At 74.1% G+C, this 24,528-nt stretch carries 20 protein-coding genes and 1 pseudogene; 10 read left to right on the top strand and 11 right to left on the bottom strand.

Annotated features, from left to right (window positions below; translation table 11 throughout):
• Positions 1–79 precede the first annotated feature (79 nt).
• The 3 genes from OG509_RS25480 to OG509_RS25470 all read left to right on the top strand — a co-directional run bounded on the left by OG509_RS25480 (position 80) and on the right by OG509_RS25470 (position 3,102).
• Entirely contained in the window at positions 80–469 is a 390-nt protein-coding gene (locus OG509_RS25480) for a DUF6325 family protein (RefSeq protein WP_387290145.1), read from the top strand.
• Positions 469–858, top strand: a complete 390-nt coding sequence (locus OG509_RS25475) for a hypothetical protein (RefSeq protein ID WP_406184818.1) — start codon at positions 469–471, stop codon at positions 856–858. The genes OG509_RS25480 and OG509_RS25475 overlap by 1 nt, the downstream gene beginning before the upstream one ends.
• A gap of 513 nt (positions 859–1,371) precedes the next feature.
• Positions 1,372–3,102: an NlpC/P60 family protein gene (locus OG509_RS25470; RefSeq protein ID WP_406184816.1), complete on the top strand. Its 1,731-nt coding sequence runs from the start codon at positions 1,372–1,374 to the stop codon at positions 3,100–3,102.
• Here the strand turns inward: OG509_RS25470 and OG509_RS25465 are convergent.
• From OG509_RS25465 to OG509_RS25445, 5 genes are read right to left on the bottom strand one after another with little or no spacing between them, the layout of a single operon-like run.
• A complete protein-coding gene (locus OG509_RS25465; RefSeq protein ID WP_406184814.1) occupies positions 3,045–4,313 on the bottom strand; it encodes a styrene monooxygenase/indole monooxygenase family protein in 1,269 nt (422 codons plus the stop codon). The two genes, OG509_RS25470 and OG509_RS25465, sit on opposite strands and share 58 nt — an antisense overlap.
• Positions 4,314–4,365: 52 nt before the next feature.
• A complete protein-coding gene (locus OG509_RS25460) occupies positions 4,366–4,956 on the bottom strand; it encodes a GTP-binding protein (protein WP_406187682.1) in 591 nt (196 codons plus the stop codon).
• 49 nt (positions 4,957–5,005) lie between these two features.
• Complete coding sequence (locus OG509_RS25455; RefSeq protein WP_406184812.1) at positions 5,006–5,425, bottom strand: DUF742 domain-containing protein; 420 nt, start codon at positions 5,423–5,425, stop codon at positions 5,006–5,008.
• A complete protein-coding gene (locus tag OG509_RS25450; RefSeq protein ID WP_385579217.1) occupies positions 5,422–5,904 on the bottom strand; it encodes a roadblock/LC7 domain-containing protein in 483 nt (160 codons plus the stop codon). The genes OG509_RS25455 and OG509_RS25450 overlap by 4 nt, the downstream gene beginning before the upstream one ends.
• Positions 5,901–9,155, bottom strand: coding sequence for a nitrate- and nitrite sensing domain-containing protein (locus tag OG509_RS25445; RefSeq protein ID WP_406184810.1), 3,255 nt, complete (start codon positions 9,153–9,155; stop codon positions 5,901–5,903). Before OG509_RS25445 ends, OG509_RS25450 begins: the two co-directional genes overlap by 4 nt.
• A gap of 471 nt (positions 9,156–9,626) precedes the next feature.
• Here OG509_RS25445 and OG509_RS25440 point away from each other — a divergent pair, with 471 nt between their 5' ends.
• Positions 9,627–10,400, top strand: coding sequence for a protein phosphatase 2C domain-containing protein (locus OG509_RS25440; protein WP_406184809.1), 774 nt, complete (start codon positions 9,627–9,629; stop codon positions 10,398–10,400).
• Between the two features lie 54 nt (positions 10,401–10,454).
• On the opposite strand, the gene OG509_RS25435 is transcribed toward OG509_RS25440, so the two are convergent.
• From OG509_RS25435 to OG509_RS25420, 4 genes and pseudogenes are all read right to left on the bottom strand, one after another.
• Entirely contained in the window at positions 10,455–10,907 is a 453-nt protein-coding gene (locus tag OG509_RS25435; RefSeq protein ID WP_406184808.1) for a MarR family winged helix-turn-helix transcriptional regulator, read from the bottom strand.
• Between the two features lie 108 nt (positions 10,908–11,015).
• Positions 11,016–13,412 carry an endopeptidase La gene (gene lon, locus OG509_RS25430; RefSeq protein ID WP_406184807.1) on the bottom strand — a complete coding sequence of 799 codons (2,397 nt, stop codon included), beginning with the start codon at positions 13,410–13,412 and terminating at the stop codon, positions 11,016–11,018.
• A 159-nt stretch (positions 13,413–13,571) separates the two neighbouring features.
• Positions 13,572–14,126: a DinB family protein gene (locus tag OG509_RS25425; RefSeq protein WP_406187681.1), complete on the bottom strand. Its 555-nt coding sequence runs from the start codon at positions 14,124–14,126 to the stop codon at positions 13,572–13,574.
• A pseudogene (locus OG509_RS25420) lies at positions 14,109–14,957 on the bottom strand (sulfurtransferase); the annotation flags it as partial. The gene OG509_RS25425 and the pseudogene OG509_RS25420, both read right to left, overlap by 18 nt.
• Positions 14,958–15,144: 187 nt before the next feature.
• Here OG509_RS25420 and OG509_RS25415 point away from each other — a divergent pair.
• Positions 15,145–16,161 (top strand): hypothetical protein, encoded by a 1,017-nt coding sequence (locus OG509_RS25415; protein WP_406184805.1) that lies wholly within the window; start codon positions 15,145–15,147, stop codon positions 16,159–16,161.
• Positions 16,158–17,699 carry a hypothetical protein gene (locus tag OG509_RS25410; protein ID WP_406184804.1) on the top strand — a complete coding sequence of 514 codons (1,542 nt, stop codon included), beginning with the start codon at positions 16,158–16,160 and terminating at the stop codon, positions 17,697–17,699. The genes OG509_RS25415 and OG509_RS25410 overlap by 4 nt, the downstream gene beginning before the upstream one ends.
• Here OG509_RS25410 and OG509_RS25405 read toward each other — a convergent pair whose 3' ends face one another.
• Positions 17,700–18,998, bottom strand: a complete 1,299-nt coding sequence (locus tag OG509_RS25405; RefSeq protein WP_406184802.1) for a heparan-alpha-glucosaminide N-acetyltransferase domain-containing protein — start codon at positions 18,996–18,998, stop codon at positions 17,700–17,702.
• A gap of 179 nt (positions 18,999–19,177) precedes the next feature.
• On the opposite strand from OG509_RS25405, the gene OG509_RS25400 reads away from it, so the two are divergent.
• Positions 19,178–19,783 carry a hypothetical protein gene (locus tag OG509_RS25400; protein WP_406184800.1) on the top strand — a complete coding sequence of 202 codons (606 nt, stop codon included), beginning with the start codon at positions 19,178–19,180 and terminating at the stop codon, positions 19,781–19,783.
• On the opposite strand, the gene OG509_RS25395 is transcribed toward OG509_RS25400, so the two are convergent.
• A complete protein-coding gene (locus OG509_RS25395) occupies positions 19,780–20,445 on the bottom strand; it encodes a TetR/AcrR family transcriptional regulator (RefSeq protein ID WP_406184798.1) in 666 nt (221 codons plus the stop codon). The two genes, OG509_RS25400 and OG509_RS25395, sit on opposite strands and share 4 nt — an antisense overlap.
• A 156-nt stretch (positions 20,446–20,601) precedes the next feature.
• Between OG509_RS25395 and OG509_RS25390 the strand changes: the two genes are divergently transcribed.
• From OG509_RS25390 to OG509_RS25380, 3 genes are all read left to right on the top strand, one after another.
• Positions 20,602–22,374, top strand: a complete 1,773-nt coding sequence (locus OG509_RS25390) for a glycoside hydrolase family 3 protein (protein ID WP_406184796.1) — start codon at positions 20,602–20,604, stop codon at positions 22,372–22,374.
• A gap of 226 nt (positions 22,375–22,600) precedes the next feature.
• Positions 22,601–23,341 (top strand): response regulator transcription factor, encoded by a 741-nt coding sequence (locus OG509_RS25385; RefSeq protein WP_030153642.1) that lies wholly within the window; start codon positions 22,601–22,603, stop codon positions 23,339–23,341.
• Positions 23,342–23,343: 2 nt separating this feature from the next.
• Entirely contained in the window at positions 23,344–24,459 is a 1,116-nt protein-coding gene (locus OG509_RS25380; RefSeq protein WP_406187680.1) for an ATP-binding protein, read from the top strand.
• The last annotated feature ends 69 nt before the right edge of the window (positions 24,460–24,528 follow it).

The following is a 24,528-nucleotide window of genomic DNA, read 5'->3' as shown; positions in this document are numbered from 1 at the left end:
GCGGACGGATGGTATGTCCGCTTATGTCATAGAGTGCCGAGGAGTAGTCAGAATCGGTCACGAGTGGGAGCGGCGACACATGGGACCAGTGGAATTCATCGTCCTGGCCTTCCCGGAGGAGCAGCTGCGGGTACCGGCGGTCGAGGCCGTGATGGGGTTGCGCAAGGCGGGGGTCGTACGGCTGATCGACGGGCTCGTGGTCACGAAGACCGCGGCGGGTGAGGTGCTGGCGGCGGAGTTCGACGAGTTCATGGAGCTGCTGGGGCTGCTGCGGCACCGGGAGGCCGCGCAGCTGATCGGGGCGGAGGACGTCAAGGAGTCGGCGGAGCTGCTGGAGCGGGGCAGCTGCGCGCTGCTGCTGCTCGTGGAGCACGTGTGGGCCGAGGACGCGGCGATCGCGGTACGGGCGGCGGGCGGGCGCATCGTGGGCTCGGTCCGGATCCCGCCCGAGCGGACGGAGGCGGCCTGATGTTCATCCGCCCGGTCGGCACGAGGGTGGAACCGGCCCGCCGCCCCACGGGCCGCCCCCTCCTCCAGGGCCTCCTCACCCGAGCGGCGGGCCGGCCGCCGGCGGCGGGGTCCTCCGACTCCGAGACGGCCGACGCCGAGCCTGCCGGCCCCGAGGGCCCGGGAGCCGAGGCCGCCGGCCCGCAGACGGCGGGACCCGCGGCCGCCGGACGCGAACCGGCGCCGGCCAAGACGACGGCTCCGGGGAGCGGAGCAACCACGGGCGGCGCCCAGCCGGCCCCACCAACCGGCCTGGCCACGGAACTGGCGCAACTGGCCAACCTGGCCAAGGAAGGCCTCCTCACCCCCCAGGAGTTCAAGGAGGCCAAAACCCGCCTCCTCCACTCCTGACGGCCCGGCACGGGCCGCACCCGGGGCACATGCCCGTGCCGGTCGGTGGCGCGGGTCCCGCGGCGCGGGGCCTTCTCCCCGCCCCGCCCTTTCTCCGTTTCTCCCTCAGCTACCGCTGGGAGGCGCCCCCAGGGCTCCGCCCGGACCCGCGGTGCCGCGCCGAAACGCCGATGGGCTGGATGCGCCGGGGGGTGCCGACCCGCCGGGGTCGGGGGGTGGGGTGAGGTGTTGGCCTGGGCGTAAAACATATTTGTGGCGTGGCCCCCGGGCACCCCTCCGACCCGGAACAGCCGCCATAAATCAGGCCCCGCCCCGGACGGCACCCCACCCCGCCCCCGGCACCGGCCCACCACGAAGCCGCCCCGCAGGGTCCGGCTAGCCCCAGGGGGGCCGGACGGGCGGCAGCGGCCCCGGCAGCGGTGGGCCGGACGGGTGGGCGTGGGGAACTGGCCGTCTCAGGTGGGGGATTTGTCATACCGGGCGTGGCAGCATCGGCCGCCTGGAGGTGATCACATGTCACGCCGCGTGCTCCGTGCCGCCTGCATCGCCGCTCTGTTCGTGTCGGCCGGGCCGCTCCCCGTCACCCAGGCCGGGTCCGTGCCCGACTTCCTGGCGGACTCGGCCGCTGCCACGACCCGGCAGCCCCGTGCCACCACAGAACCCGCCGCCCCCGGCGGCTCCACCGCCCGGCAGGCCCATGGCTCGGCAGACGCCTCCTCCCGGCGAAGCCCCGCCCAGCCCCCCGGCACCGCAGGCGCCGCCCACCGGCAGAGCCTCGGCTCGGCGAACGCCACCGCCCCGGAGCGTCTCGGCTCGGCGAACGCCACCGACCGGCCGGCCACCGATTCGGCGGACGCCACCGACCGGCAGGGCGACAGCCCCATTGGTGCCTTCGCCACGCGGAATCCCCGCGCCGGAGACGCCGCCCGGCAGGGGCCCAACGCGGTGGATGTCGCCGGGACGGAGCCCCCCGACCCGGAAGACGCCACCCCCCGGCGGACCACCGGCACCACCGGCGCCCGCGGTGCCACCGCCGCGCAGGGGCTCGGCTCGGTGGACGGCGCCGACTCGCGGGCCGCCGGTGCGGCGGATGCCACCGGCCGGCAGGCCGCAGGCACCGACGGTGCGCCGTCGGGGCTCGGCGGTGCAGGGGACGCCGCCCTCCAGGGGCTCGGCGTCGGGGAGTTGCTCGCGCGGCTGCAGGGACTCTATCGGGATGCCGAAGCCGCCGCCGAGGGGTACAAGGCCACCGAACTCGCGCTCAAGGCCGGGCAGGACGAAGAGCGGCGGCTCAGTGCCGAGCTCGCGGAGGCCCGTACCACCCTCGGCGCCGAGAAGGCCGCCGCCGGGCGGGTGGCGCGGGAGCAGTACCAGGGCGCCGTCGGCTTCTCCCCGTACGCCCGGATGCTGCTCACCGGCGACCCCCAGGCCGCCCAGGACCAGCGGCGGCTCGCCGCCCGCGAGGGCGCCCGGCGGGCCGGGGTGCTGACCCGGCTCACCCGCAGCGAGCGCCGGGCCGACCTCCTCGCCACTGCCGCCCGCAAGTCACTCGACGCCCGGCAGACCCTGACCGCGCAGCGCAAGCGGCACAAGCAGGAGGCCGACCTCAAGCTCCGGCAGGTCGAGCGGGTCCTCGCCGCGCTCACCCCCGAACAGCTCGCCCGGCTCGGCTCCCGCGAGGCCGCGAACACCGCCACCGCGCAGCGCGAGCTGCTGGACTCCGGCCGGCTCGCCGCCACCCCCCGTACGCCCACGGCCGCCGGCGGCGCCGCCCTGACCTACGCCACCGAGCAGATCGGCAAACCGTACGTCTGGGGCGCCGAGGGCCCCGGCTCCTTCGACTGCTCCGGGCTCACCTCACAGGCCTGGGCGCGCGCCGGCCGGTCCATCCCCCGGACCAGCCAGGAACAGTGGGCGCAGCTCCCCAAGGTGCCCCTGGACGAGCTGCGCCCCGGCGATCTGGTGGTCTACTTCCCGACCGCCACCCACGTGGCCCTGTACGTCGGCGACGGAAAGGTGATCCAGGCCCCGCGCCCCGGCGCGAAGGTCAAGGTGTCCCCCATCGCCGCCAATCCGCTCCTCGGCGCCGTACGGCCCGATCCCGACGCGGCCCCGCTCGCCGAGTTCACCGCACCGGCACTTCCCGACAACGACACGGACAGCGGCAGCGGCAGCGACGACAGCGGTTACTCCTCCGCCGAGGCTCCCGCGACCTCCGCGACCTCCGCGACCTCCGCCAAGTAGTCCTCCGCGTCCTGCGCGTCGTAGAAGTACCCGTCGAAGTCGGCCGGGTTGTCGAAGCCGTTGGCGAAACGGTCCGCCACCGGCTGGAGCTGCCCGGCCGCCCCGATCAGGTTCAGCACGTGCTCCGGCGGGACGCCCAGCATCGCGTTCGTCCACTGGGTCACCGGCTTGCCCGTCGTGAACCAGAACTTGTCGAAGGTGGCCTTCATCCAGGCCTCGTCGAACGGCTTGTCCCCGTGCATCAGGATCGACGACAGGTACGAGGCCGCGCACTTGGACGCGGAGTTCGAGCCCTGGCCGGTGATCGGGTCGTTCGCCACGACCACGTCGGCTACGCCCAGCACCAGCCCGCCGCCCGGCAGCCGCCCGATCGGGTTGCGGACGACCGGCGCGTACCGGCCGGCCAGCGTGCCGCCCGCGTCCGTGAGTTCCGCGTTCGCCGCCCGCGCGTACTCCCAGGGCGTGAACTTCTCCATCAGTTCCAGTGTGAGCGCGAGGTGTTCGGCCGGGTCGTTCATCCCCCGGAACACGTCGAGCGGGCCGCCCGGGAGTCCCTCCCAGAACAGGATGTCCGCCCGCCCCGACATGGTCAGCGTCGGCATGACGAACAGCTCGCCCACCCCCGGGACCAGGTTGCAGCGCACCGCCTCCGTCTCCGGGTGCTCGGGCCGCGGCTCCAGCCCGTGCACGTACGAGACCGCCAGCGCGCGCTGCGGCGCGTCGTACGGTGAGCGCGCCGCGTCCCGCCCGAACATCGACACCAGCTCGCCCTTGCCCGCGGCGACCAGCACCAGGTCGTACGTACGGGAGAAGAAGTCCAGGTCGGCGACGGACGCGCCGTGGATCACCAGCTGTCCGCCGCGCTGCACGAAGACGTCGAGCCAGCCGGCCATCTTCACGCGTTGGTCGACGGACTGCGCGTACCCCTTGAGGCGGCCGAGCCAGTCGACCGGGCGCGAGCCGTCCGGGGCGGCGACCGAGACGCCGAGGCCCTCGATCCGCGGGGCCTGCCGCTCCCAGAAGTTCAGGGCGAGGTCGCGCTCGTGCCGCAGCGCCGTGTCGAACATGACCTGCGTGGACATGATCCGCCCGGTGCGGATCTCGTCCGCCGTCCGGTTGGACATGAGGGTGATCTCGTACCCCTTCGCCTGGAGGCCGAGGGCGAGCTGGAGACCGGACTGACCGGCCCCCACGACGAGTATCTTGCGCATCTCACGTTCTCGATTCGGGTGAGCTGTTCGGCGGTTCGGGGGTGTCGGGAACCTATTCGGGGGTCGCGTCCAGCGCGTGGCCCACCAGCGTCACCAGGGATTCGACGACCGTGTCCCGGCGCCGCGCGTCCATGATCAGCACCGGCACGTGCGGCGGGATGGCCAGCGCCTCGCGCACGTCCTGCGGCTCGTACGCGTGCGAGCCCTCGAAGTGGTTCACGGCGACCGCGTACGGGAGCCCGCAGCTCTCGAAGTAGTCGAGCGCCGGGAAGCAGTCGCGCAGCCTGCGCGTGTCGGCCAGGACGATGCCGCCGATGGCGCCTCGCACCAGGTCGTCCCACATGAACCAGAAGCGCTCCTGGCCCGGGGTCCCGTACACGTACAGCACGAGGTCGTCGGCGAGGGTGACGCGGCCGAAGTCCATCGCGACGGTGGTGGTGTTCTTGTCCGGGGTGCCGGACAGGTCGTCCGTCGGGGCGCCGGCCTGGGTCATCACCGCCTCGGTCCGCAGCGGGGTGATCTCGGAGACGGAGGACACGAAGGTGGTCTTGCCGACGCCGAAGCCGCCCGCGACCAGCACCTTGACGGCGACGGGTGCGCGGGAGCGGTCGTACTGCCAGGGCTGGACGGGCTCGTCGTCCAAGGCGGTCCCGGCGTGGACGGGCGTGCCGGCGGGCGTGCCGACGGGCGGGTCAGAGACTGCGAAGACCACTGAGCACCCTTTCCAGCAGCGCGCGTTCGGGTCGCCCGGGGCCGTGCCCCGTCCCGTAGACGCGTATCCGTCCCTGGTCGGCGAGGTCGCTGACCAGGACGCGGACCACCCCGAGCGGCAGCTTCAGCAGCGCGGATATCTCCGCGATGGTGCGCATGCGGCGGCAGACCTCGACGATCGCCGGCATCTCGGGCATGCGGTCGTCGGGCTCGGGCCGCTGCGGCTCCGACGCCCGGGTGTCGCAGGCGGCGACGAACGTCTCCACGTGCAGGACCTGCGCGAAGCGGGTGCGGCCGCCCGTGAGGGAGTACGGGCGGACGCGGGCGGGCCGGCGGTCGGCCCCGCGTATCGGCAGACGGTCGGACGCGGGCGCGGACGCCGCCGGGGCCGTACTCCTCACGGGGTCTTCTCCATCGACTGGCGCAGCTCGCTGCGGACTTCGGGGGTCAGGACGTGGCCGGCCCGGCCCACGAACAGGGCCATGTGGTACGCCACCACGCTCATGTCGCAGTCGGGGGTGGCGTGCACGCCGAGCAGCGAGCCGTCGCTGATGGCCATGACGAAGACGGAGCCGTGCTCCATCGCCACCATCGTCTGCTTGACCGCCCCGCCCTCCATGAGCTCGGCGGCGCCCGTGGTGAGGCTGCCGAGGCCGGAGACGATGGTCGCCAGGTCGGCTGAGGCGCCGCGCGGGCCCTTGGTGGGCGCGGGGTCCCCGCCCGCGGCCGCTCCCCCGGGGTCGGAGGACAGCAGCAGGAGCCCGTCCGAGGACACGACGGCGACGGAGTTGACGCCGGGCACCTCCTCGACCAGGTCGGTCAGCAGCCACTGCAGGTTGCGGGCCTGGGTGCTCAGTCCGTACGTACTGGGCGCGGTCATGTGCGTGCCTCCTGTGCGGTGTCCCCCTGGTCGGTGTCCTGTGCGAGCTCGGCGGCCACGACGCGCCGTCCGTCCCGCGTCCCCTGGTAGAAGCCGCCGAGCCGGCGGCGCAGCTCGTCGGCGTCGACGCGGCGCGGCGGCGCGGGCGGCCGTACGGCCTCGGGGCGGCTCGCGGCCACCGTGCGCGGGGTCCGCCTGGGCAGCCCCTTGCCGGTGACGGCCGTCTCAGGCCCGGAGTCGGGGTGGCTCCCCTGGCGGGGGACCCAGTCGGCCTCGTCGGGCGCGTGCCGGTGGGGCTCCGCCGGGCCGTCGGGGGCGACGGCGGTGGCGGACTCCCCGGGCAGCGGCAGTCCTGCTTCCGGTACGTCGGCCCGCGGGCCGGCATCGGGCAGCCGGTCGGGGGACGCCGGGTCGGGGTCGGGCCCGGCGAAGGCGTCCGGTCCCGCGTCGGGGACGACCCGGGCGAGGAGTTCTTCGCCGGGATCGGGCTCGCCCGGGACCTCTTCGGTGCCGGCGGCCGCGGTGAACACCTGGTCGGCGCCCGGCAGCCCGGGCTCCGCCGCCGGGGCGGCGTCCGGAACGACCCGGGCCAGCAGCTCCTCGGCCGGGGCCGGTCCGCCGGCCGCGGTGAACACCTGGTCGGCGGGCGGCAGCCCACCGTCCGGGCCCGGCGCCTGCGCAGCCCTGTCGGGCTCCAGCCCCCCGGCCAGATCCGGCCCGAAGTCCGGAGCCAGGCCCGCGCCCGACGCGAAGTCCGAGACCGAGTCCGGGTCCACGGCCGAAGCGAAGCCCGAGGCCGGATCCACGTCCGGGCCCTGGTCGGTGGCCACGTCCGCGGGCCGGGCTGCGTCCGGCGCCGGGTCCGTACCCGGCTCGGCGCCGAGGCCGAGGCCGACAGCCGCGTCCGAATCGAAGCCCGAGTCCGGATCCGCGTCCGAGCCCGTGCCCGAGCCCGTACCCGTACCCGTACCTGCGGTCAACGCCTCGTCCGCGGCGTCCGGTTCGGCCGGGTCCCACTCCATGCCCCGCAGCAGCTCGGCGTCCGCCTCCGGGCCCAGGTCCTGGAAGGGCTCGGCAGCCGGGGCAGGGGCCGGGGCAGACGCAGTCGCGGAGTCGGCCTGCGCCGACGCCTCCGCGTCCCGCTCAACCGCCGGCGGCTCCGGCATCCGGCGCCCCGGGATCGTGTTCTCGTTCGCCTCCGCGATCACACCCGGCAGCCGCAGCTGCGGCAGGCCCGGCGACGGCGTGGCGAACGTGTGCACCGGCGAGCTCGGCGGCGTGGCGGGAAGCAGCGAGGCCGGGACGACCACCAGGGCCTCCGTGCCCGCGTGCCGACCGGCGCGCAGCTCGGCCGTGACCCCGTGCCGGGCCGCGAGGCGGCCCGCCACGTACAGGCCGAGGCCCAGGCCGTGTTCGGCCTCCGGCTCCTCGTCGTACGCCTCCGGCGTGGCCAGGCGGGCGTTCAGCGCCTCCAGCCGGTCGCCGGTGACCCCGATGCCCTCGTCCACGACGGACAGCACCACGTCACCCGAGTCGAGCAGCCACCCGGAGACCCGTACCTTCGCCTCGGGCGGCGAGAACGTCGTCGCGTTCTCCAGCAGTTCGGCGAGCACGTGCGAGATGTCGTCGGCCGCGTGCCCGGCGACCTGTGTGAACGGCGGCAGCGCCGCCAGGTCCACGCGCTCGTAGCGCTCGATCTCACTGACGGCGGCCCGCATCACATCGATCAGCGGGACCGGCGCGGCCCCGGCGCCGTGGTTGTGCTCCTGGCCGGCCAGGACCAGCAGGTTCTCGTTGTGGCGGCGCATGACCGTCGCCAGGTGGTCCAGCTTGAACAGGGTCGCCAGCCGGTCCGGGTCCTGCTCCTTGGACTCCAGCTCCTCGATGACCGCGAGCTGGCGCTCCACCAGCCCCAGCGTGCGCAGCGAGAGCGAGACCGACGTCGTCGACATGATGCGGCGGTGCTCTTCGAGGCCGGCCCGCAGCTGCGTCAGCTCCTGCTCCAGCGCCTCCCGGCCCGCGGTCAGTTCCTGCTCCAGCGTCTCGCGGGCCGCGGAAAGCGCCTCGTTGCGGCCGATGAGCCGGCGCCCGTCGGCGTCGAGGCCGGCGATCCGGGTGTGCAGGGAGACGGTCTGGTCGCGGACCGCGTTGAGGTGGCGTACGACCTCGGCGAACTCGTCGTTGCGGCCGGTGAAGCGGACCGGCTCGACCGAGCCCTCCGGGGTGGCCAGCCGGGCCGCGCCGCGGCGCAGTACGGACAGCGGCCGGGTCAGCGAGCGCGCGACGGCCGTCGAGAAGCCGACGGCGACCAGGAACAGCAGGCCGAGGACCGCGACCAGCATCTCCAGCCGGGTCACGTCGTCGTCGCGCAGGGTGGCGAGCGCGGTGGCCCGCTGCCCGGCGAGGGTGGCCTCGACGGACCGCATCCGGTCGATGCGGGCGGTGAGCGACGGGGCGACGGCGGCGCCGTCGAGCCGGCGGTCGGCCGTGGACAGCGTGGGCCGTTCGGTGAGCCGCTTGAGGTAGTCGTCGGCCGTCTTGACGTCGGGTCCGGTGACGGTGGCGGCGAGGGTCTGGCGTACGTCGGGGCGCGCGACCCGGTTGAAGTCGTCGAGCGCGGCCTGCTCCCGTACGCGGGCCCGCTGGGCGGCGGTGCTGAGTTCGTCCGTGGCGGCCGTGTTGGAGGCCTGCTCGCCGCGGGGGACGGCCAGCGCGGCGAGCAGCAGTCCACGGGTGGCCGAGGCCTGTTCCACGGCCTGGCCGAGGGGGGCCAGCGGACGGGTGGTGGCGAGGGCGGCGACGGCGCGCGGCGGGGTCAGCTCGGCGAGCCGGTCGCCCGGCGCGAGCAGTTCCGCGATGACGCCCGCGTACGCCTGCTGGGCTGCGAGGGCGCTGCCCTTGCCGTCGACGGCCTCGGTGCGGACGGCCTGGACGCGGCCGAGGGCGCGGGCGAGCGTCTCGTCGGCCTCGTTCTGGACCTCGGCGAGCTGGCGGTCGGTGAGCGCGGTGCGCTCCTGGACGGGGCCCTTCGCCTGGGCGCCGGGGCGGCCCTTGGCCACGTACTCGACGACGGCGTCGCGCTCGTCGCCGAGGAGGTGCGCGAGGGTGAGGGTGTGCTGGGTCTGCTCGGCGAGCGTGACCAGCTGCTGGGAGTCGTTCAGCTCCCGTGTCGCGGAGACCACGGCTGGGGCGCCGGCCGCGAGGACGGTGAGGCCGGCGACGGCGACGCCGATGACGAGCCTGCTGCGCACGCGGACGGGACGTCCTGCGGGGGCTGGTCCGTCGGTGGCGGTGCCGTTCTTCCGAGACCGCTTCTTCTGCACCGGTGCTCGCAATCCTGTACGTGTGCTCGTGCTCGTCTACTCGTGTGGCCGAGGTAACGGCCGGTCAACAAGTAAACGCCCCCTGCCCCCTCGTACCGCCTCAGACCTTTGCAGTGTGTTGGGGAGAGAGCCTGACATCGCCCACCCGGCCACTCGAACGAGTGAACATCACGGATGAGTTGGCAACCAACTCGGCGGTGCGCCTACAGGGGGTCGTCGCGGACGGGTGGTTGAAAGATCGGTGAGGGCTTTGGCAATATGCCCGCCCACAGCCGCCGGAGGCCCGCCGAGCACCGCGCCGGCCGCACGGATGCAGTGCGTCGGGCGACCAGCTCATTGGTACGGACTTTTCGCCCCACCCCGGCTGTCCGGCACGTGCGGGGCGGGCAGAATGTCCGTATGCGCATCGACCTCGCCTCGGCCCCCGGCGACCCGGAACGCCCCAACGAGGACTGGCTATCGGCGGCGATACCCGCTGCGGGCGGTGGAGTCCTGGTCGCCCTGGACGGGGTCACCCCGCCGGGCGGCGAGGTGGGGTGTTCGCACGGCGTGCCCTGGTTCGCGGCACGGCTCGGGGGCCGATTGACCGAACTGTCCGGATCGCGGCGGGACATGCCGCTGGAGCGGATCCTGTCGGAGGCCATCCGCGGCACCGCCGACGCGCACCGGGACACCTGTGACCTTTCTCACGTGCGGACCCCGCAGGCGACGGTGGTGATGGCGCGGTGGGACGAGGAGTACGTGGAGCACCTCGTGCTCTCGGATTCCGTACTGCTCCTCGAAGCACCCGGCGGCGAGGTGACGGCGGTGCTCGACGACCGGCTGGACCGGATCCCGCGCGAGCGCTTGCGGACGCAGGCCTCGGCGGACGCGCTGCGCAACGCGGAGGGCGGCTTCTTCACGGCGGCGGCGGACCCGGAGGTCGCCGCCCGGGCGGTGACGGGCCGGACCCCGCGCGAGCGGGTCCGGGCGCTGGCGGCGCTGACCGACGGGGCGAGCCGGTGGACGGACACGTTCGGGGAGGGCGACTGGGCCCAGTGCCTCGCGGTGCTGCGGAAGGAGGGCGCGGAGTCCCTGATCGCCCGGGTCCGCACCCTGGAGTCGGACCCGGCCCGCCCCCGCACGCGCGGCAAGCGCCACGACGACGCCTCGGCGGCGTACGCGGAGCTGTAGTTGCAGCCGCAGCTGTAGCCATGGCCCCGGCCGCGGCCTTGGCTGCTCGGGCGGCTACTCCTCGCCCTGGTTCAACTGATGGAGCAGCCGGGCCAGTTCCGCTACCTCTCCCCGGTCCCAGTCCGCGAGCTTGCGCATGTACTGCTCGCGCCGGGCCCCCCGTACGCGCAGGAACCGCTCCCGGCCCTCGTCCGTGAGGCCGACGAGGAAGGCCCGGCCGTCGGCCGGGTCCGGCTCGCGCGCCACCAGCCCCAGCACCTCCAGCGCGCGCAGCTGCCGGCTCATGGTGGCCTTGCCGACCCCGAAGTAGGCGGCGAGTTCGGTGGCCCTCTGCCGGTCCGCGGCCTCCAGCCGTGTGAGCAGCCCGTACGCGGCCGGCTCCAGCTCGGGATGGAGCGCGCGGGCCATCTCCCCGGACGAGGCCCTGGCACGCCGGAGGAAGACGGACAGCTCCCGCTCCAGGGCAAGGAACTCCTGGTCTTCGCTTCCGTGCACGTCCGCTCCCATCGATGGTGTCCCGAGGCACCAGTATTTCGCAGCGCGCACGCCACCGGCCCGGGACCCCGCCGGAGAGGGGTCCCGGGCCGGTCGGGCGGGCCGGTCAGGCGGCTGCGGTCAGGCGGCTGCGGTCACCCGGACGGCGTCTGCCGCGAGGGCCAGTTCCAGGACCTGCCGTACGTCCGTCACCGGGTGGACCTCCAGGCCCTCCAGCACCTCGGACGGGACGTCGTCCAGGTCGGCCTCGTTCCGCTTCGGGATGATCACGGTGGTCAGGCCGGCCCGGTGTGCGGCCAGCAGCTTCTGCTTGACCCCGCCGATCGGCAGGACGCGCCCGGTCAGCGAGACCTCGCCGGTCATGGCCACGTCGGTCCGCACCTGCCGCCCGGAGAGCAGCGAGGCGAGCGCCGTGGTCATCGTGATGCCCGCGCTCGGGCCGTCCTTCGGCACCGCGCCCGCCGGGAAGTGGATGTGCACGCCCCGGTCCTTCAGGTCGGCGACCGGAAGCTCCAGCTCCGCGCCGTGCGAGCGCAGGAAGCTGAGCGCGATCTGCGCCGACTCCTTCATCACGTCGCCGAGCTGCCCGGTGAGGGTGAGTCCGGCGGCCCCCGTCTCGGGGTCGGCCAGCGAGGCCTCGACGAAGAGGACGTCGCCGCCCGCTCCGGTCACCGCGAGCCCGGTGGCCACGCCGGGGACGGCGGTGCGCCGCTCGGCGGGGTCCTGCGCGGACTCCGGGACGTGGTGCGGGCGCCCGATGAGCCCGCGCAGGTCCTCGGCGCCGAGGCGCAGCGGCAGCTCCCGCTCCCCCAGCTCGTGCTGGGAGGCCACCTTGCGCAGCAGGCGCGCGATGGAGCGCTCCAGGGTGCGCACGCCCGCCTCGCGGGTGTACTCCCCGGCCAGCTTGCGCAGGGCGTCCTCCTCCAGCACGACCTCGTCGGCGCCGAGTCCGGCGCGCTCCAGCTGGCGGGGCAGCAGGTGGTCGCGGGCGATGACGACCTTCTCGTCCTCGGTGTACCCGTCGAGGCGCACGAGCTCCATGCGGTCGGCGAGCGCCTCCGGGATGGCCTCCAGGACGTTGGCGGTGGCCAGGAACACCACGTCGCTCAGGTCCAGCTCCACCTCCAGGTAGTGGTCCCGGAAGGTGTGGTTCTGGGCCGGGTCCAGGACCTCCAGCAGCGCGGCCGCCGGGTCTCCGCGGAAGTCCGACCCGACCTTGTCGATCTCGTCGAGCAGGACGACCGGGTTCATGGACCCGGCTTCCTTGATGGCCCGTACGATCCGGCCGGGCAGGGCGCCGACGTACGTACGCCGGTGGCCGCGGATCTCGGCCTCGTCGCGGACGCCGCCGAGGGCGACGCGGACGAACTTGCGCCCCATGGCGTGGGCGACGGACTCCCCGAGGGAGGTCTTGCCGACGCCGGGAGGCCCGACGAGCGCCAGTACGGCGCCGCCGCGGCGGCCGCCGATGACGCCCATGCCGCGCTCGCTGCGCCGCTTGCGCACGGCGAGGTACTCGGTGATGCGGTCCTTCACGTCGCTCAGCCCGGCGTGCTCGGCGTCCAGGATCGCCCGGGCGCCGCGGATGTCGTACTCGTCCTCGGTCCGCTCGTTCCAGGGCAGTTCCAGGATGGTGTCGAGCCAGGTGCGGATCCAGGAGCCCTCCGGGGACTGGTCGCTGGACCGCTCCAGCTTGTCGACCTCCTTGAGCGCGGCCTCCCGTACCTTCTCGGGCAGGTCGGCGCCCTCGACGCGGGCCCGGTAGTCGTCGGACTCCTCCCCGTCCTTCTCCCCGCCCAGCTCGCGCAGTTCCTTGCGGACGGCCTCCAGCTGGCGGCGGAGCAGGAACTCGCGCTGCTGCTTCTCGACGCCGTCCTGGACGTCCTTGGCGATGGACTCGGCGACGTCCTGCTCGGCGAGGTGGTCGCGGAGCCAGGTGATGGCCAGCTTGAGCCGGGCGACGGGGTCGGCGGTCTCCAGCAGCTCGACCTTCTGCGCGACGGTCAGGAAGGGTGAGTACCCGGAGTTGTCGGCGAGGGCCGAGACGCCCTCGATCTGCTGGACGCGGTCCACGACCTGCCAGGCCCCGCGCTTCTTGAGCCAGCTGGTGGCGAGTGCCTTGTACTCCTTGACGAGCTCGGTGACCGACCCCGGCAGCGGATCGGGCAGCCTCTCGTCGACGCTCTCGCCCTCGACCCAGAGCGCGGCACCGGGCCCGGTGGTCCCGGCCCCGATCCGGACGCGGCCGACGCCGCGGATGAGCGCCCCCGGGTCCCCGTCGGAGAGCCGCCCCACCTGCTCGACGGTCCCGAGCACACCGGTGCCGGCGTACTTCCCGTCGACCCGCGGCACGAGCAGCACCCGGGGCTTCCCGCTCCGGACCGCCGCCTGGGCAGCCTCGACGGCCCCCCGCACCTCGGCGTCGGACAGGTCCAGCGGTACGACCATCCCAGGCAGCACGACCTCGTCGTCGAGCGGCAGCACGGGCAGAGTGAGCGTTACGGACGTCGAAGCCATGATCTTCCCTCCGGCAGTGAAGTTGAGCTATGCCGACTCAATGCATGTGCGCCCCCCAATGTTCCCCACCCCCCGTTCGCCTGCGGCGAACGCCCTCGGCGGCCCGCTGAGGGCGATCCGGGGCCCCGCCCCGGCCCGGGGTGGGGCGGCCCCCCGGATTCAGACGCCGATCGCGCCGTCGATCCGTTCGCGCAGCAGGTCGGCGTGGCCGTTGTGGCGGGCGTACTCCTCGATCATGTGGATGAGCACCCAGCGCAGTGACACCTTCCCCCGCCACCCGTCCTCGGCCTCCACGTCCAGGTCGGGCGCCGCGGCCGTGAACGACTCCGCGAACGCGACCTCGTCCCGCCAGGCCTCCCACGCCGCCGCGACGGCCCCCGGGCCGGGCACCGCCCCGTCGAAATCGCCGTCCGGGTCCGCCTCCGACGAGAACAGGGCCGGCGCCTCCTGCCCGGCCAGGACCTGGCGGAACCAGCGGCGCTCCACCTCCGCGAGGTGGCGGACCAAGCCGAGCAGCGAGAGCGTGGACGGCTCCACCGACCGCAGGAACAACTCCGCGTCCAGCCCGGCACACTTCAGCTCCAGCGTCGCCCGTTGCGCGGCCAGGACATCGGTGAGCAGCGTCCGCTCGTCGCCCGTCGCGGGCGCGGCGAACCGGCTCTCGGTGTCGGCGCCGTCGAAGAACTGCGCCCGCCGGCCCGTCACCGCGGGCAGCTCCGGGCGCATGGCCCAGTCCGTCCAGGAGCCGTCGTAGACCGCCAGGGCGGAGTAGCCGGCGAGGGTGGCGCCCAGGGCCAGGACGCAGGCCGTCACTCCCGAACCGCAGCTGAAGTACAGCCGCTCCCGGTCACCGGCCAACGCCGCGAAGGCCTCGCGGAGTTCCCCGGCGGGCCGCATCAGGCCGCCGTCCCGCTGGAGGTCCCCGAACGGCAGGTTCACCGCGCCCGGCATGTGGCCACCGCGCAGTCCCGGCCGCGGTTCGGGGGCCGCGCCGGTGAAGCGTTCGCGCGTACGGGCGTCCAGTACGAGCGCTCCCGGATCGGCCAGCGCCGCCCCGACTGCGCCGAAGTCCACCAGCAGCCCCGGCCGCGGCCGGGCCGTGAAGGAGCCGCGCGGGCCCTCGTACGCGGGTCCGCACTCCTCGACGGGCAGTCCGGCGGCGGTCCAGGCGGGCAGTCCGCCGTCCAGGACGGCGGCCCGGTCGAAGCCCATGGCGCGCAGCATCCACCAGGCCCTCGCGCTGGAGTAGACGCCGGCGCCGTCGTAGACCACGACGGTACTGGTGTCGTCGACCCCGAGCCCGCGCAGCGCCTCCTCGAAGGCGGCGGCTGCGGGCATGGTGTGCGGGGCGGGGGCGTCGTGATCGGACAGGGCGCCGTCGAGGTCGAAGGGCCGGGCCCCCGGGATCCGCCGGCCGGCGCCGCGGTGGGCGCCGACGGAGGCGTCGAACACGACGAGCCCCGGCTCGCCGAGCCGGCCGGCCAGCCAGTCCGCCCCGACCAGCGGTCCTGGCCGGGCGGGAGCGTCCGCGGCGTGGCGGGACATGGTCATACGGCACCTCCGAGTGGGTCGGCGGGCCGTGCAGCCGCAGGGGCCCGACGCACATCGTCACCACCGACCGGGACCTCGTCCACGATCTCGTTTCGGATCGGCTGTTTTTCGCCTCTGCTCCGCGCCCCGGGTGCCTCACCATGGCGGTTCCCGGGAGACGGGGCCAAGGCTTGGGGGAGCCGTGACGGAGACGACCAGCGAGCAGCAAGAACCGGCGGGGGAGCCCGAGAGCGTCGTCGGGACCGAGTCCGAGTCCGATGTCGGACCGACCGAGCAGGACGAACAGGTCGAACAGGTGGCGGTCGACACCGCCGACGAGCCGGAGACCGAATCCGAGCCCGAAGCGGCCACTCCGCCCGAAGAGCCGGAACCGGAAGCGGAACCGGAAGCGGAAGCGGAACCGGAAGACCAACGGCTCGGAAAGCGGCTGCGGGGGCAGCTGCGGACGCTCGCGCTCGCCGGCGCCGGAGTGGCGCTCAGCGCCGTGGTCGCGGCGGTCGTCTCGGCGTACCTCGACATCTGGTCCGTACGGGAACCACCGCCCGGCGCCCCGCGCATCACGGCCGCCTCCGAGGTCTGGTGGGACCTGTTGAGCGACCACCACCTCGTACGGACCGCGCCCGGATCCACGTACGACAAGGAACCGCTCCTCTTCGGCGACGCCCAGGACACCCTCGCCCACATGGTCACCGAGGGCGGGGCCGACGCGGGCAGGATGCGGATCCGGCTGATCCTCACGAACTTCACCCGGACGCCCGCCACCATCACCTCCGTCCGGGCCCGCATCGAACGCACTCACCCCGCGCCCACCGGCCCGCTCTTCCAATGCGGCGGACCCCAGGGAAGCTCCGAGGTCAGCCGGGTGGTCCTCGATCTGTCCACCCCGCAGCGGCCCGCAATGGAGCAGGACCCCGAGGGGAGGCCGACGGGGCAGTATCCGAGCACCAAGGTCCAGGTGGCCGCCCAAGGGGACCCGGCCTACTTCGATGTCGAGGTCGGAACGGACAACGCGACGGGCCCGAGCGCCGTCGCCTACGAGTTCGTACTCGACGTCGCCTACACACAGGGGGACCGGCAGCAGCACCTGCTCGTGGACAACGCGGGACGTCCGTTCGTCCTGGCCCAGGGGGTCGAAGGCTTGTCCCAGGGATTCCGCTGCAACGCCACCGGGTGGAGCGCATTAGGGCAAGCGTCATGACACCCGACACCACAGCCGACATGACGAGCGGCAAGCCGAGAGGCCGGCGCCGGACCGTCATCACCGCGGCCGTCGCCGTCCTGGTCCTCACCCTGTGCTCCGCCCTCACCGTCGCCCTGCTGCGTGCGTTGTTCCCCGGCCCGGACGGTCCCGGCCGGCACGGCCTGTACGCGACCGGTTCACCGCTCCTGGGCGGCGACGGCTCCTGGACCGCCACCCTCCCGCAGCCCGGCCGACAGCCCCCGGCCGAGCTGATGCGCGGTGCGCTGGGCTGCGTTCCGCTGTTCCGGTGGGCCACCACGGCCCGCGCCGTACCCCGCGGGCAGGTCACCGTCGCGTACTCCGTCGGGGCGTCCCCGTCCCGCGCGGCCGTGGTCCGCGGGATCCGCGTGGTCAAGGGGCCGGCCGTCCCCGTACCCCGCGGCGACGACGTCGGCTGCGCCGGATCCGCGCGGGACGAACGGCTGGACGCCGTCACCGTGGCCCGCGGCAAGCCCGTGCAGCCGGTCCGCCTCTCCCTGGACCACGCCGGCGCCCATCAGGAGGCTGCGCTTCCGGTCCGGGCGGGCGGTACGGCCACGGGGCTGGTCACCGTCACGACGGCCGCCTGCACCTGCGCCTGGTGGCTCGAACTGGACGTGGAGGAGAACGGCAGGCAGGCCACCGTACGGGTGGACGACGGCGGCCGCCCCTTCACCCTGGCACCGCCGACGACCCCGCTCTCGACCTCCGCCGACCGGGAACTCCTCGGGGCGCGCCCGCTCTCCCGGGCCTTCGGCGACCCGCAGCCTTCCCCGGCCGGGATCTCCGTCGCAGCCGCGCTGGTCCCGAACCCCGACGGCTGGGAGGCCGAATCCGACGCCCCGCAGGACCCGGCGGCCGCCGTCGGTGGCGAAGCGCGGCTCGGCGGCGTGGCCTGCCGCCGCATGTACGACTCCGTGCTGCGCGCCGGCGGTGTGCCGGCCGCGGACCACGAACTCGAACTCCGGATCAGCGGTCCGCCCCTCGTCGAAGGGGCCGTACTGGACGCGTCGGTGCGGCTCGAAACCGTCCGCCTCGATGCCGCGGAGCGCCACCGCTACTCCTGCGCACGCGCCGGCGTGGACCCGATCGACCCCGTCGACAGGCCGGACATCAAGCGGCACGTGTTTCCCAACACCCTGCACGCGCTGGGGCCGTTCCCCAGCGGCTCGCTGAAGTACGACCCGAGCTGGCGCCCCGAGCGGGGTGTGGGCCTCTCGATGCCGCTCGCCAAGGACGAGCTGTTCTCCTTCAGTCAGGCGGGCGCGGACGGCCGGGGCACCTTCGGCATCAGCGCGGTCATCGCGCCCGAGGAGGCCACCTTCGGCATGACGGTGGAGGTGACGATCACCCTGCCGACCGGCGAACGCGCCTCCTTCACGCTGTCCGACCACGGCAAGCCGTTCCTGCTGGGGCCCGGCAAGGCCATGCTGAACCCGGCGCACCAGCAGGACTTCCTCGAACCGTTCGCCGGTCCGCACGCCCGTTACCAGGAAAGACTTCGCGACTCCCCCTAGCTAGGGGGAGTCCGTGCAGTGGCCCGGCCGGGCGTAGACGGCGATGCGGGCGCCCCGGACCTCGTCCACCGAGCACAGGTCGAAGTGCGAGGCCAGCGTCTGGCGTTTGACCGCCTCGCGGGGGTACGGGTCCAGCGGCTGGTCCGCCGGGTCCTGGAGGGCCACCACCCGGGGGGTGTCCACCAGGCGGGTCCAGATCTCCGCCGTCGGGAGCTCCGTGCCCTGGAGGCTGTGCGAAGCCGCCGGGGTGCGGTCCAGGGCCGGGTCGCGCAGGGTCGCGTACAGCTCGGGCGAGGACAGCAGCCACTCGCGCCGCCGCGACGGCATGAACAGTACGGAGTCTCCCGGCCGGGCCCGTTCCCGTACGGCGGCGGCCACCGCGAGCACGTCGTCCTTGCGGCTCTCGGGGGTGCGCAGCCAGAGCGACCACCATCCGAACGGCACCAGCAGGGCGCCCACCAGCAGCCACGGCCACCACCCCCGGGCCGCCGCCAGCCGGGTCCCGGCGAGCAGGGCGAGCCCGGCGAGCGCGTAGAGGACGTACCGGTCCACGTACCAGGGGTGGACGAGGGAGACCGCCATCAGCAGGCCGGGCGGGATCAGGGCCAGCGGCAGGGCGACCCGGACCAGTTCCCGCGGTACGACCGGGCCCCGCGCGAGCAGCAGCGCGGCCGCCGCGACCACCGCGCACGCCGCCCAGTCCCGCCAGCTCGGCCGGCCGAGCCAGCCCAGCTGCTGCTCCGCCTGCCGGGCGCTGACCACGGCCAGCGGCAGCAGCAGGGCCACCACCGCGGCGGCGCTCCACCGCCAGCCGCGCGAGCGCCGGGCGGTGACCGCGTGCGCGAGGAGGGCCAGTACGGCGAACTCGTGCAGCCAGCAGCCCAGCAGCAGGACCACGGCGTACGCGACCCACCGCTCGCGCAGCATCAGGTACGTCGCCCACACCACGGCCGCCGCGACGAGGGCGTACGAGCGGCCCTCCTGGGCGTACGTCTGCACGGGCGGCAGCACGGCGTAGGCCGCGCCGGACCACAGCGCGGCCCGCTCCCCCGCGAGCCGGTGGGCGATGGCGGCCACCCCGGCCGCCGCGAGCGCGGTCGCGGCGACCGACGGCAGGCGCAGCGCCCACAGACCGCCGGGCCCGCCCGCCCCCGGCCCGCCGCCGTCCCAGACCAGGAACACCGTGTGCATCAGCAGGTAGTACAGCCCGTGCACGGCGTCGACCTGCCCGAGCAGCTCCCAGATCCCACCGAGCGGCCGGTGCGCCACCTGCCAGGTGACGGACTCGTCGCGCCACATGCTGCCGCGGCCGTCCGCGCCGGCGCGCTCCAGGCCCCAGAGGCCGAGGAGGACGGCGAGCAGCGGCGGCAGCCAGCGCCGGGCGGCGATGCGGCGGATGTCGTCCTCCTGGTGCTTTCCGTACGGGCAGTGCCGACTCCATACTCGGGGGTCGGCCCGAAGACCTCCGGGGGTGGGGTGTGCGCGCGTTCCGAGCGGTGGCGGCGGTACTGCTGAGTGCGGTGGTCCTGGCGGGGTGCGGCTCGGGGGGCGGCGGGTCGGCCAAGCCGTCCGCGAGCCCCCCGCCGGGCGGCAGCGGCAGCCCCGCGGCGTCGGCCTCCGCCTCCGCTTCGGCTCAGCCGTCTCCCGGACCCGGGTCCCCGGGCACGACCGGCGCTCCGCCGGGGAAGCCGACGGGCACCGCGTCCGCCTCGTCCGTGCCCGTCTCCCCCGGGCCCTCCTCGGCGCTGGAGCGCCTCGTCACCGTCACCCGCAGCGGCGGCTACGCCGGGAAGACCACCAGCCTGCTGGTCAAGGGCGACGGCTCATGGACCCGGCTGGACGGGCAGGCCCGCCCGATCGGCACCGGGAAGCTGCCGGCGGACCGCGTGGCGAAGCTCCGCACCGCGCTCGCGCAGGCGGATCTCGCGCACCTGCCGAGGATCCCGACGGGCGGTCCGGGGGTCTTCGACGGGTTCCTGTACGTCTTCGTGCACGGCGGCTACGAGGTCGCCGCCGACCAGCAGTCCCTGACCCCTGGCCTGCGCAACGTCCTGAACGAGCTGCCGGCGTTCGAAGAGGGCTAGGCCGTGTCTTGGCCCGCCAGGCCCGTGCCCGCCGTCGAGATGCCGCGCAGCTGGCGGTCCAGGTACGCGTGCAGCGCGGCCGGCATGTCCACGGCCTCGGGGGCCAGCACCCACTGGATCTGGAGCCCGTCCATGACGGCCATGGTCTCGCGGGCGACGGCCTCGCAGTCGGTGGCGGGCCGCAGCTCGCCCCGCGCGACGCCCGTCTCCAGCAGCCGGACGTTGTGCGCGAGGACGCGGGCGTAGCGCTGCGTGAAGTACGCGTGCGCCGGGTGGCCGGGGTTTCCGGACTCGCCGACCAGCGTGTTGTACATCCGTACGAGGCCGGGGCGGCGGGCGTTGTCCGCGGCCAGGGCGACGACGGTCGCGTAGTACGCGGCGACGGACTCCGCCGGCTCGCTGAACAGCCGCTCCACGTCGTGCTGCTCGCTCTGCGCCAGCACCGACAGCAGCAGGTCCTCCTTGCCCCGGAAGTGGTGCAGGAGCCCGCCCTGGGTGATGCCGCAGTCGTGGGCGATGCGGGCGAGCGAGGAGGCGTGGAATCCCCACTGCGCGAAGTGCTCCACCGCGGTGTCGAGGATCTTCCGGCGGCGGGCGTCGCCGACCGCGTAGGTGCCGCGGCCGGCGGCCTTCGCGGCGGCCGCCTCCTTGTGCTGTGCCATACGGCCCACCCTAGGCCGTGCCCACGCCCGGCCCCCGAAGGGAGTGATTCAGGTCACTTTTCCAAAACCTAGTGGGTGCATGGTTTTCGCGCTTACGGTGAGCCCCTCCCCCGGGATGGCCCCCCATCCCGGACCGCACCCAGGAGCCGTACGCCGATGAACGCCACGCCCCCCGCCGCCATCCCCCCGTACAAGGACGCCGCCCTCCCCGTGGACCTGCGCGTGGCGGACCTGCTCTCCCGGATGACGCCGGAGGAGAAGGCCGGCCAGCTCTTCCACTCCATGCTGATGATGAATCCGGACGGCACCCCGGTCACCGAGACCGACGGCTCGATGCTCCCGTTCACCACGCCCGAGCTGGTCGGGGACCGGTTCATCAGCCACTTCAACCTGCTCGGCACCTACGGCGCCCGCGAGATGGCGCAGTGGCAGAACGCGGTGCAGGAGATGGCCGCGGCCACCCGCCTCGGCATCCCGGTCACCCTCTCGACCGACCCCCGGCACGCCTTCACCGACAACGTCGGCGCCTCCTTCAACGCCGGCGCCTTCTCCGCCTGGCCGGAGGCGCTGGGCCTGGCCGCGATCGGCGACCCGGAGCTGGTCTTCCGCTTCGCGGACACCGTCCGCCGCGAGTACCTGGCCGTCGGCTTCCGCGTCGCCCTGCACCCGCAGATCGACCTGGCCACCGAGCCCCGCTGGGCCCGCCAGACCGGCACGTTCGGCTCCGACGCGCAGCTCACCGCCGAGCTGGTCCAGGCGTACGTCCGCGGGCTCCAGGGCCCGGAGCTCGGCCCCGAGTCCGTCTCGGCGATGGTCAAGCACTTCCCCGGCGGCGGCCCGCAGAAGGACGGCGAGGACCCCCACTTCGCGCACGGCAAGGAGCAGGTCTACCCGGGCGGGATGCGCGAGCACCACCTGGAGCCGTTCAAGGCGGCCATCGCCGCCGGCTGTGCGCAGATGATGCCGTACTACGGCCAGCCGATCGGCACGGACTGGGAGGAGGTCGGCTTCGGCTTCAACAAGGGCGTGGTCACGGGCCTGCTCCGGGAGGAGCTGGGCTTCGAGGGGATCGTCTGCACCGACTGGGGGCTGCTCAACGACGCGTCGATCTTCGGCGAGGTCCACCCGGCGCGGGCCTGGGGCGTGGAGCACCTGACGGTCGCCGAGCGGGCGGCGCACGCGCTGGACGCCGGCTCCGACCAGTTCGGCGGGGAGCAGTGCCCCGAGGTGATCGTGGAACTGGTCCGCTCGGGCCGGATCGCGCAGTCGCGGATCGACGCGTCGGTGGCGCGGCTGCTGCGCGAGAAGTTCGTACTGGGCCTGTTCGAGAACCCGTACGTGGACCCGGACGCGGCGGCGGAGACGGTCGGGCGGGCCGATTTCGCGGCGGCGGGGGCGGCGGCCCAGCGCCGTTCGCTCACGGTGCTGACCAATCCCGGCGCCCTGCTGCCGGTCTCCGGGACCCCGAAGCTGTACGTGGAGGGCGTGGACGAGGCCGTCGCGGCCGGGTACGGCGAGGTCGTGTCCGACCCGGGGGCGGCGGATCTGGCGGTGCTGCGGCTGCACACCCCGTACGAGCCGCGGGAGAACATCTTCGAATCCTTCTTCCACTCGGGCTCGCTGGCCCATCCGGAGCCGGAACTGTCGCGGATCCTGGCGCTGCTGGCCGCCGTACCGACCCTGGTCTGCATCAACCTGGAGCGGGCGGCGGTGATCCCGGAGATCGCCGAGCGGGCGGCGGCGCTGATCGCGGACTACGGCGCCGAGGACTCCGCGCTGCTCGACGTGGCCTTCGGCCGGGCCGTCCCCGAGGGCCGGCTGCCCTTCGAGCTGCCGCGTTCGATGGCGGCGGTGGAGGCCTCGCGGCCGGACGTGCCGAACGACACCGTCGACCCTGTGTTCCCGTACGGACACGGTCTGTCCCTGTAGGGGGTCGACAAAAGGGTCGCCACATGCGCGCGGTGGCTGACGATCACCGCGCGCCGGGTGGCCGTTCTGTGGGGGGACGGCCACCCGGCATCACCGCCCATATCCCCATACCCGCCATAATCGGAACCACTGGTTCCGCACGTTCCCCTGTCTGAACCCCGCATAGCCGCAGGCCGGTGCCTCCTCTACGCTGCACCCCTACCACGCGGATCTTCAGGGGCGGGACATGGAACAGACACACACCACCCACGGCGGCGCCGCGGCCACCCCCGGCGCACAGCGGCGCGTGCTCGTGGTCGAGGACGACCGTACGATCGCCGACGCCATCGCGGCACGGCTGCGCGCCGAGGGCTTCCAGGTGCAGGCCGCGTTCGACGGCCCGGCCGCCGTGGCTGCGGCCGAGAGCTGGCAGCCCGAGCTGCTGGTCCTCGACGTCATGCTGCCCGGCTTCGACGGCCTGGAGGTCTGCCGCCGGGTCCAGGCGCAACGGCCGGTGCCGGTACTGATGCTCACCGCGCGGGACGACGAGACCGACATGCTGGTCGGGCTCGGGGTCGGCGCGGACGACTACATGACGAAGCCGTTCTCCATGCGCGAGCTCGCGGCGCGGGTCCACGTCCTGCTGCGGCGCGTGGAACGGGCCACCCTGGCCGCCACCGCCCCGCGCGGGGCCACCCTGCGCCTGGGCGATCTGGAGATCGACCACGCGCAGCGCCGGGTCCGGGTGCAGGCAGAGGACGTGCACCTGACGCCCACCGAGTTCGACCTGCTGGTCTGCCTGGCCGGCACCCCGCGGGCGGTGCTCTCGCGGGAGCAGCTGCTCGCCGAGGTGTGGGACTGGGCCGACGCGTCCGGCACCCGTACGGTCGACAGCCACATCAAGGCCCTGCGCCGCAAGATCGGGGCGGAGCGGATCCGTACGGTCCACGGCGTCGGGTACGCCCTGGAGACCCCGGCCCAGGCGTGAGCATCGGGCGCGATCGAGGGCGCGGCGTCAGCCGCTCCGGTGGAGCCGGTGCTCGCGCCGGGGGGCTGCGGCCGTTCTCCCCGTTCTCGATCAAGACCAAGCTGGGCACGCTCGTCGTGGTCTCGGTCTTCATCACGACGGGCCTGCTGATGGTGGCGGTGCGCACGAGCACCGAGTTCCGGTTCATCACGGTGTTCTCGGTGATCGCCTCGATGCTGATCACGCAGTTCGTGGCGCACAGCCTGACCGCGCCGCTGGACGAGATGACCACGGTGGCCCGGGCGATATCCGACGGGGACTACACGCGCCGGGTGCGCGGGGCCGGGCGCCGCGACGAGCTGGGCGACCTGGCCTCCACGATCAACCTGATGGCGGACGACCTGGAGGCGGTGGACCGGCACCGCAAGGAGCTGGTCGCCAACGTCTCGCACGAGCTGCGCACGCCGATCGCGGCGCTGCGGGCGGTGCTGGAGAACGTGGTGGACGGGGTCTCGGCCGCCGATCCGGAGACCATGCGCACGATGCTGAAGCAGACCGAGCGTCTGGGCCGGCTCGTGGAGACCCTGCTGGACCTGTCCCGGGTGGACAACGGGGTCGTGCCGCTGAAGGCGCGCCGCTTCGAGGTGTGGCCGTACCTGTCGGGGGTCCTGAAGGAGTCGGGCCTCGCGGCGGCCGGCCGGCCGGGCCTGACCTCCGGCTCGGGCGGGCACACCCGCAACGACGTACACCTGCACCTGGACGTGTTCCCGCCCGAGCTCACGGCGTACGCGGACGCCGAGCGCCTGCACCAGGTGGTGGCGAACCTGATCGACAACGCGGTCAAGCACAGCCCGCCGCACGGCCGGGTCACCGTCCGGGCCCGGGAGGGCGACGGGCCCGGGAGCCTGGCGCTGGAGGTACGGGACGAGGGCCCGGGCATCCCGGAGGCCGAGCGGCACCGGGTCTTCGAGCGGTTCAACCGGGGCAGCGCGAACGGCGGCGACGGGGGCACCGGACTGGGGCTCGCGATCGCCCGCTGGGCCGTCGGCCTGCACGGAGGGCATATCGGGGTGGCCGAATCGTCACGCGGCTGCCGCATCCTCGTCACGCTTCCGGGCAGCTCCCCGGCGTCACATTGACGTAGGGTTCGAGTGCGTAGGACATGATCTCGGCCACACGTGCCGGGGTCCGTCAGGGGTGCGAAGCCA

It is taken from the genome of Streptomyces sp. NBC_01006 (assembly GCF_045162725.1).
Lineage (GTDB): Bacteria > Actinomycetota > Actinomycetes > Streptomycetales > Streptomycetaceae > Streptomyces.
Note: the sequence above shows the minus strand (reverse complement) of the source record. Positions and strands in the feature narration are given on the sequence as shown.

Excerpts from the sequence above, each read along its gene's own strand:
- OG509_RS25480 (WP_387290145.1), top strand. The coding sequence starts at position 80 with ATGGGACCAGTGGAATTCATCGTCCTGGCCTTCCCGGAGGAGCAGCTG.
- OG509_RS25475 (WP_406184818.1), top strand. The coding sequence starts at position 469 with ATGTTCATCCGCCCGGTCGGCACGAGGGTGGAACCGGCCCGCCGCCCC.
- OG509_RS25470 (WP_406184816.1), top strand. The coding sequence starts at position 1,372 with ATGTCACGCCGCGTGCTCCGTGCCGCCTGCATCGCCGCTCTGTTCGTG.
- OG509_RS25465 (WP_406184814.1), bottom strand. The coding sequence starts at position 4,313 with ATGCGCAAGATACTCGTCGTGGGGGCCGGTCAGTCCGGTCTCCAGCTC.
- OG509_RS25450 (WP_385579217.1), bottom strand. The coding sequence starts at position 5,904 with ATGACCGCGCCCAGTACGTACGGACTGAGCACCCAGGCCCGCAACCTG.
- OG509_RS25440 (WP_406184809.1), top strand. The coding sequence starts at position 9,627 with ATGCGCATCGACCTCGCCTCGGCCCCCGGCGACCCGGAACGCCCCAAC.
- OG509_RS25435 (WP_406184808.1), bottom strand. The coding sequence starts at position 10,907 with ATGGGAGCGGACGTGCACGGAAGCGAAGACCAGGAGTTCCTTGCCCTG.
- lon (WP_406184807.1), bottom strand. The coding sequence starts at position 13,412 with ATGGCTTCGACGTCCGTAACGCTCACTCTGCCCGTGCTGCCGCTCGAC.
- OG509_RS25410 (WP_406184804.1), top strand. The coding sequence starts at position 16,158 with ATGACACCCGACACCACAGCCGACATGACGAGCGGCAAGCCGAGAGGC.
- OG509_RS25405 (WP_406184802.1), bottom strand. The coding sequence starts at position 18,998 with ATGTGGCGCGACGAGTCCGTCACCTGGCAGGTGGCGCACCGGCCGCTC.
- OG509_RS25395 (WP_406184798.1), bottom strand. The coding sequence starts at position 20,445 with ATGGCACAGCACAAGGAGGCGGCCGCCGCGAAGGCCGCCGGCCGCGGC.
- OG509_RS25390 (WP_406184796.1), top strand. The coding sequence starts at position 20,602 with ATGAACGCCACGCCCCCCGCCGCCATCCCCCCGTACAAGGACGCCGCC.
- OG509_RS25385 (WP_030153642.1), top strand. The coding sequence starts at position 22,601 with ATGGAACAGACACACACCACCCACGGCGGCGCCGCGGCCACCCCCGGC.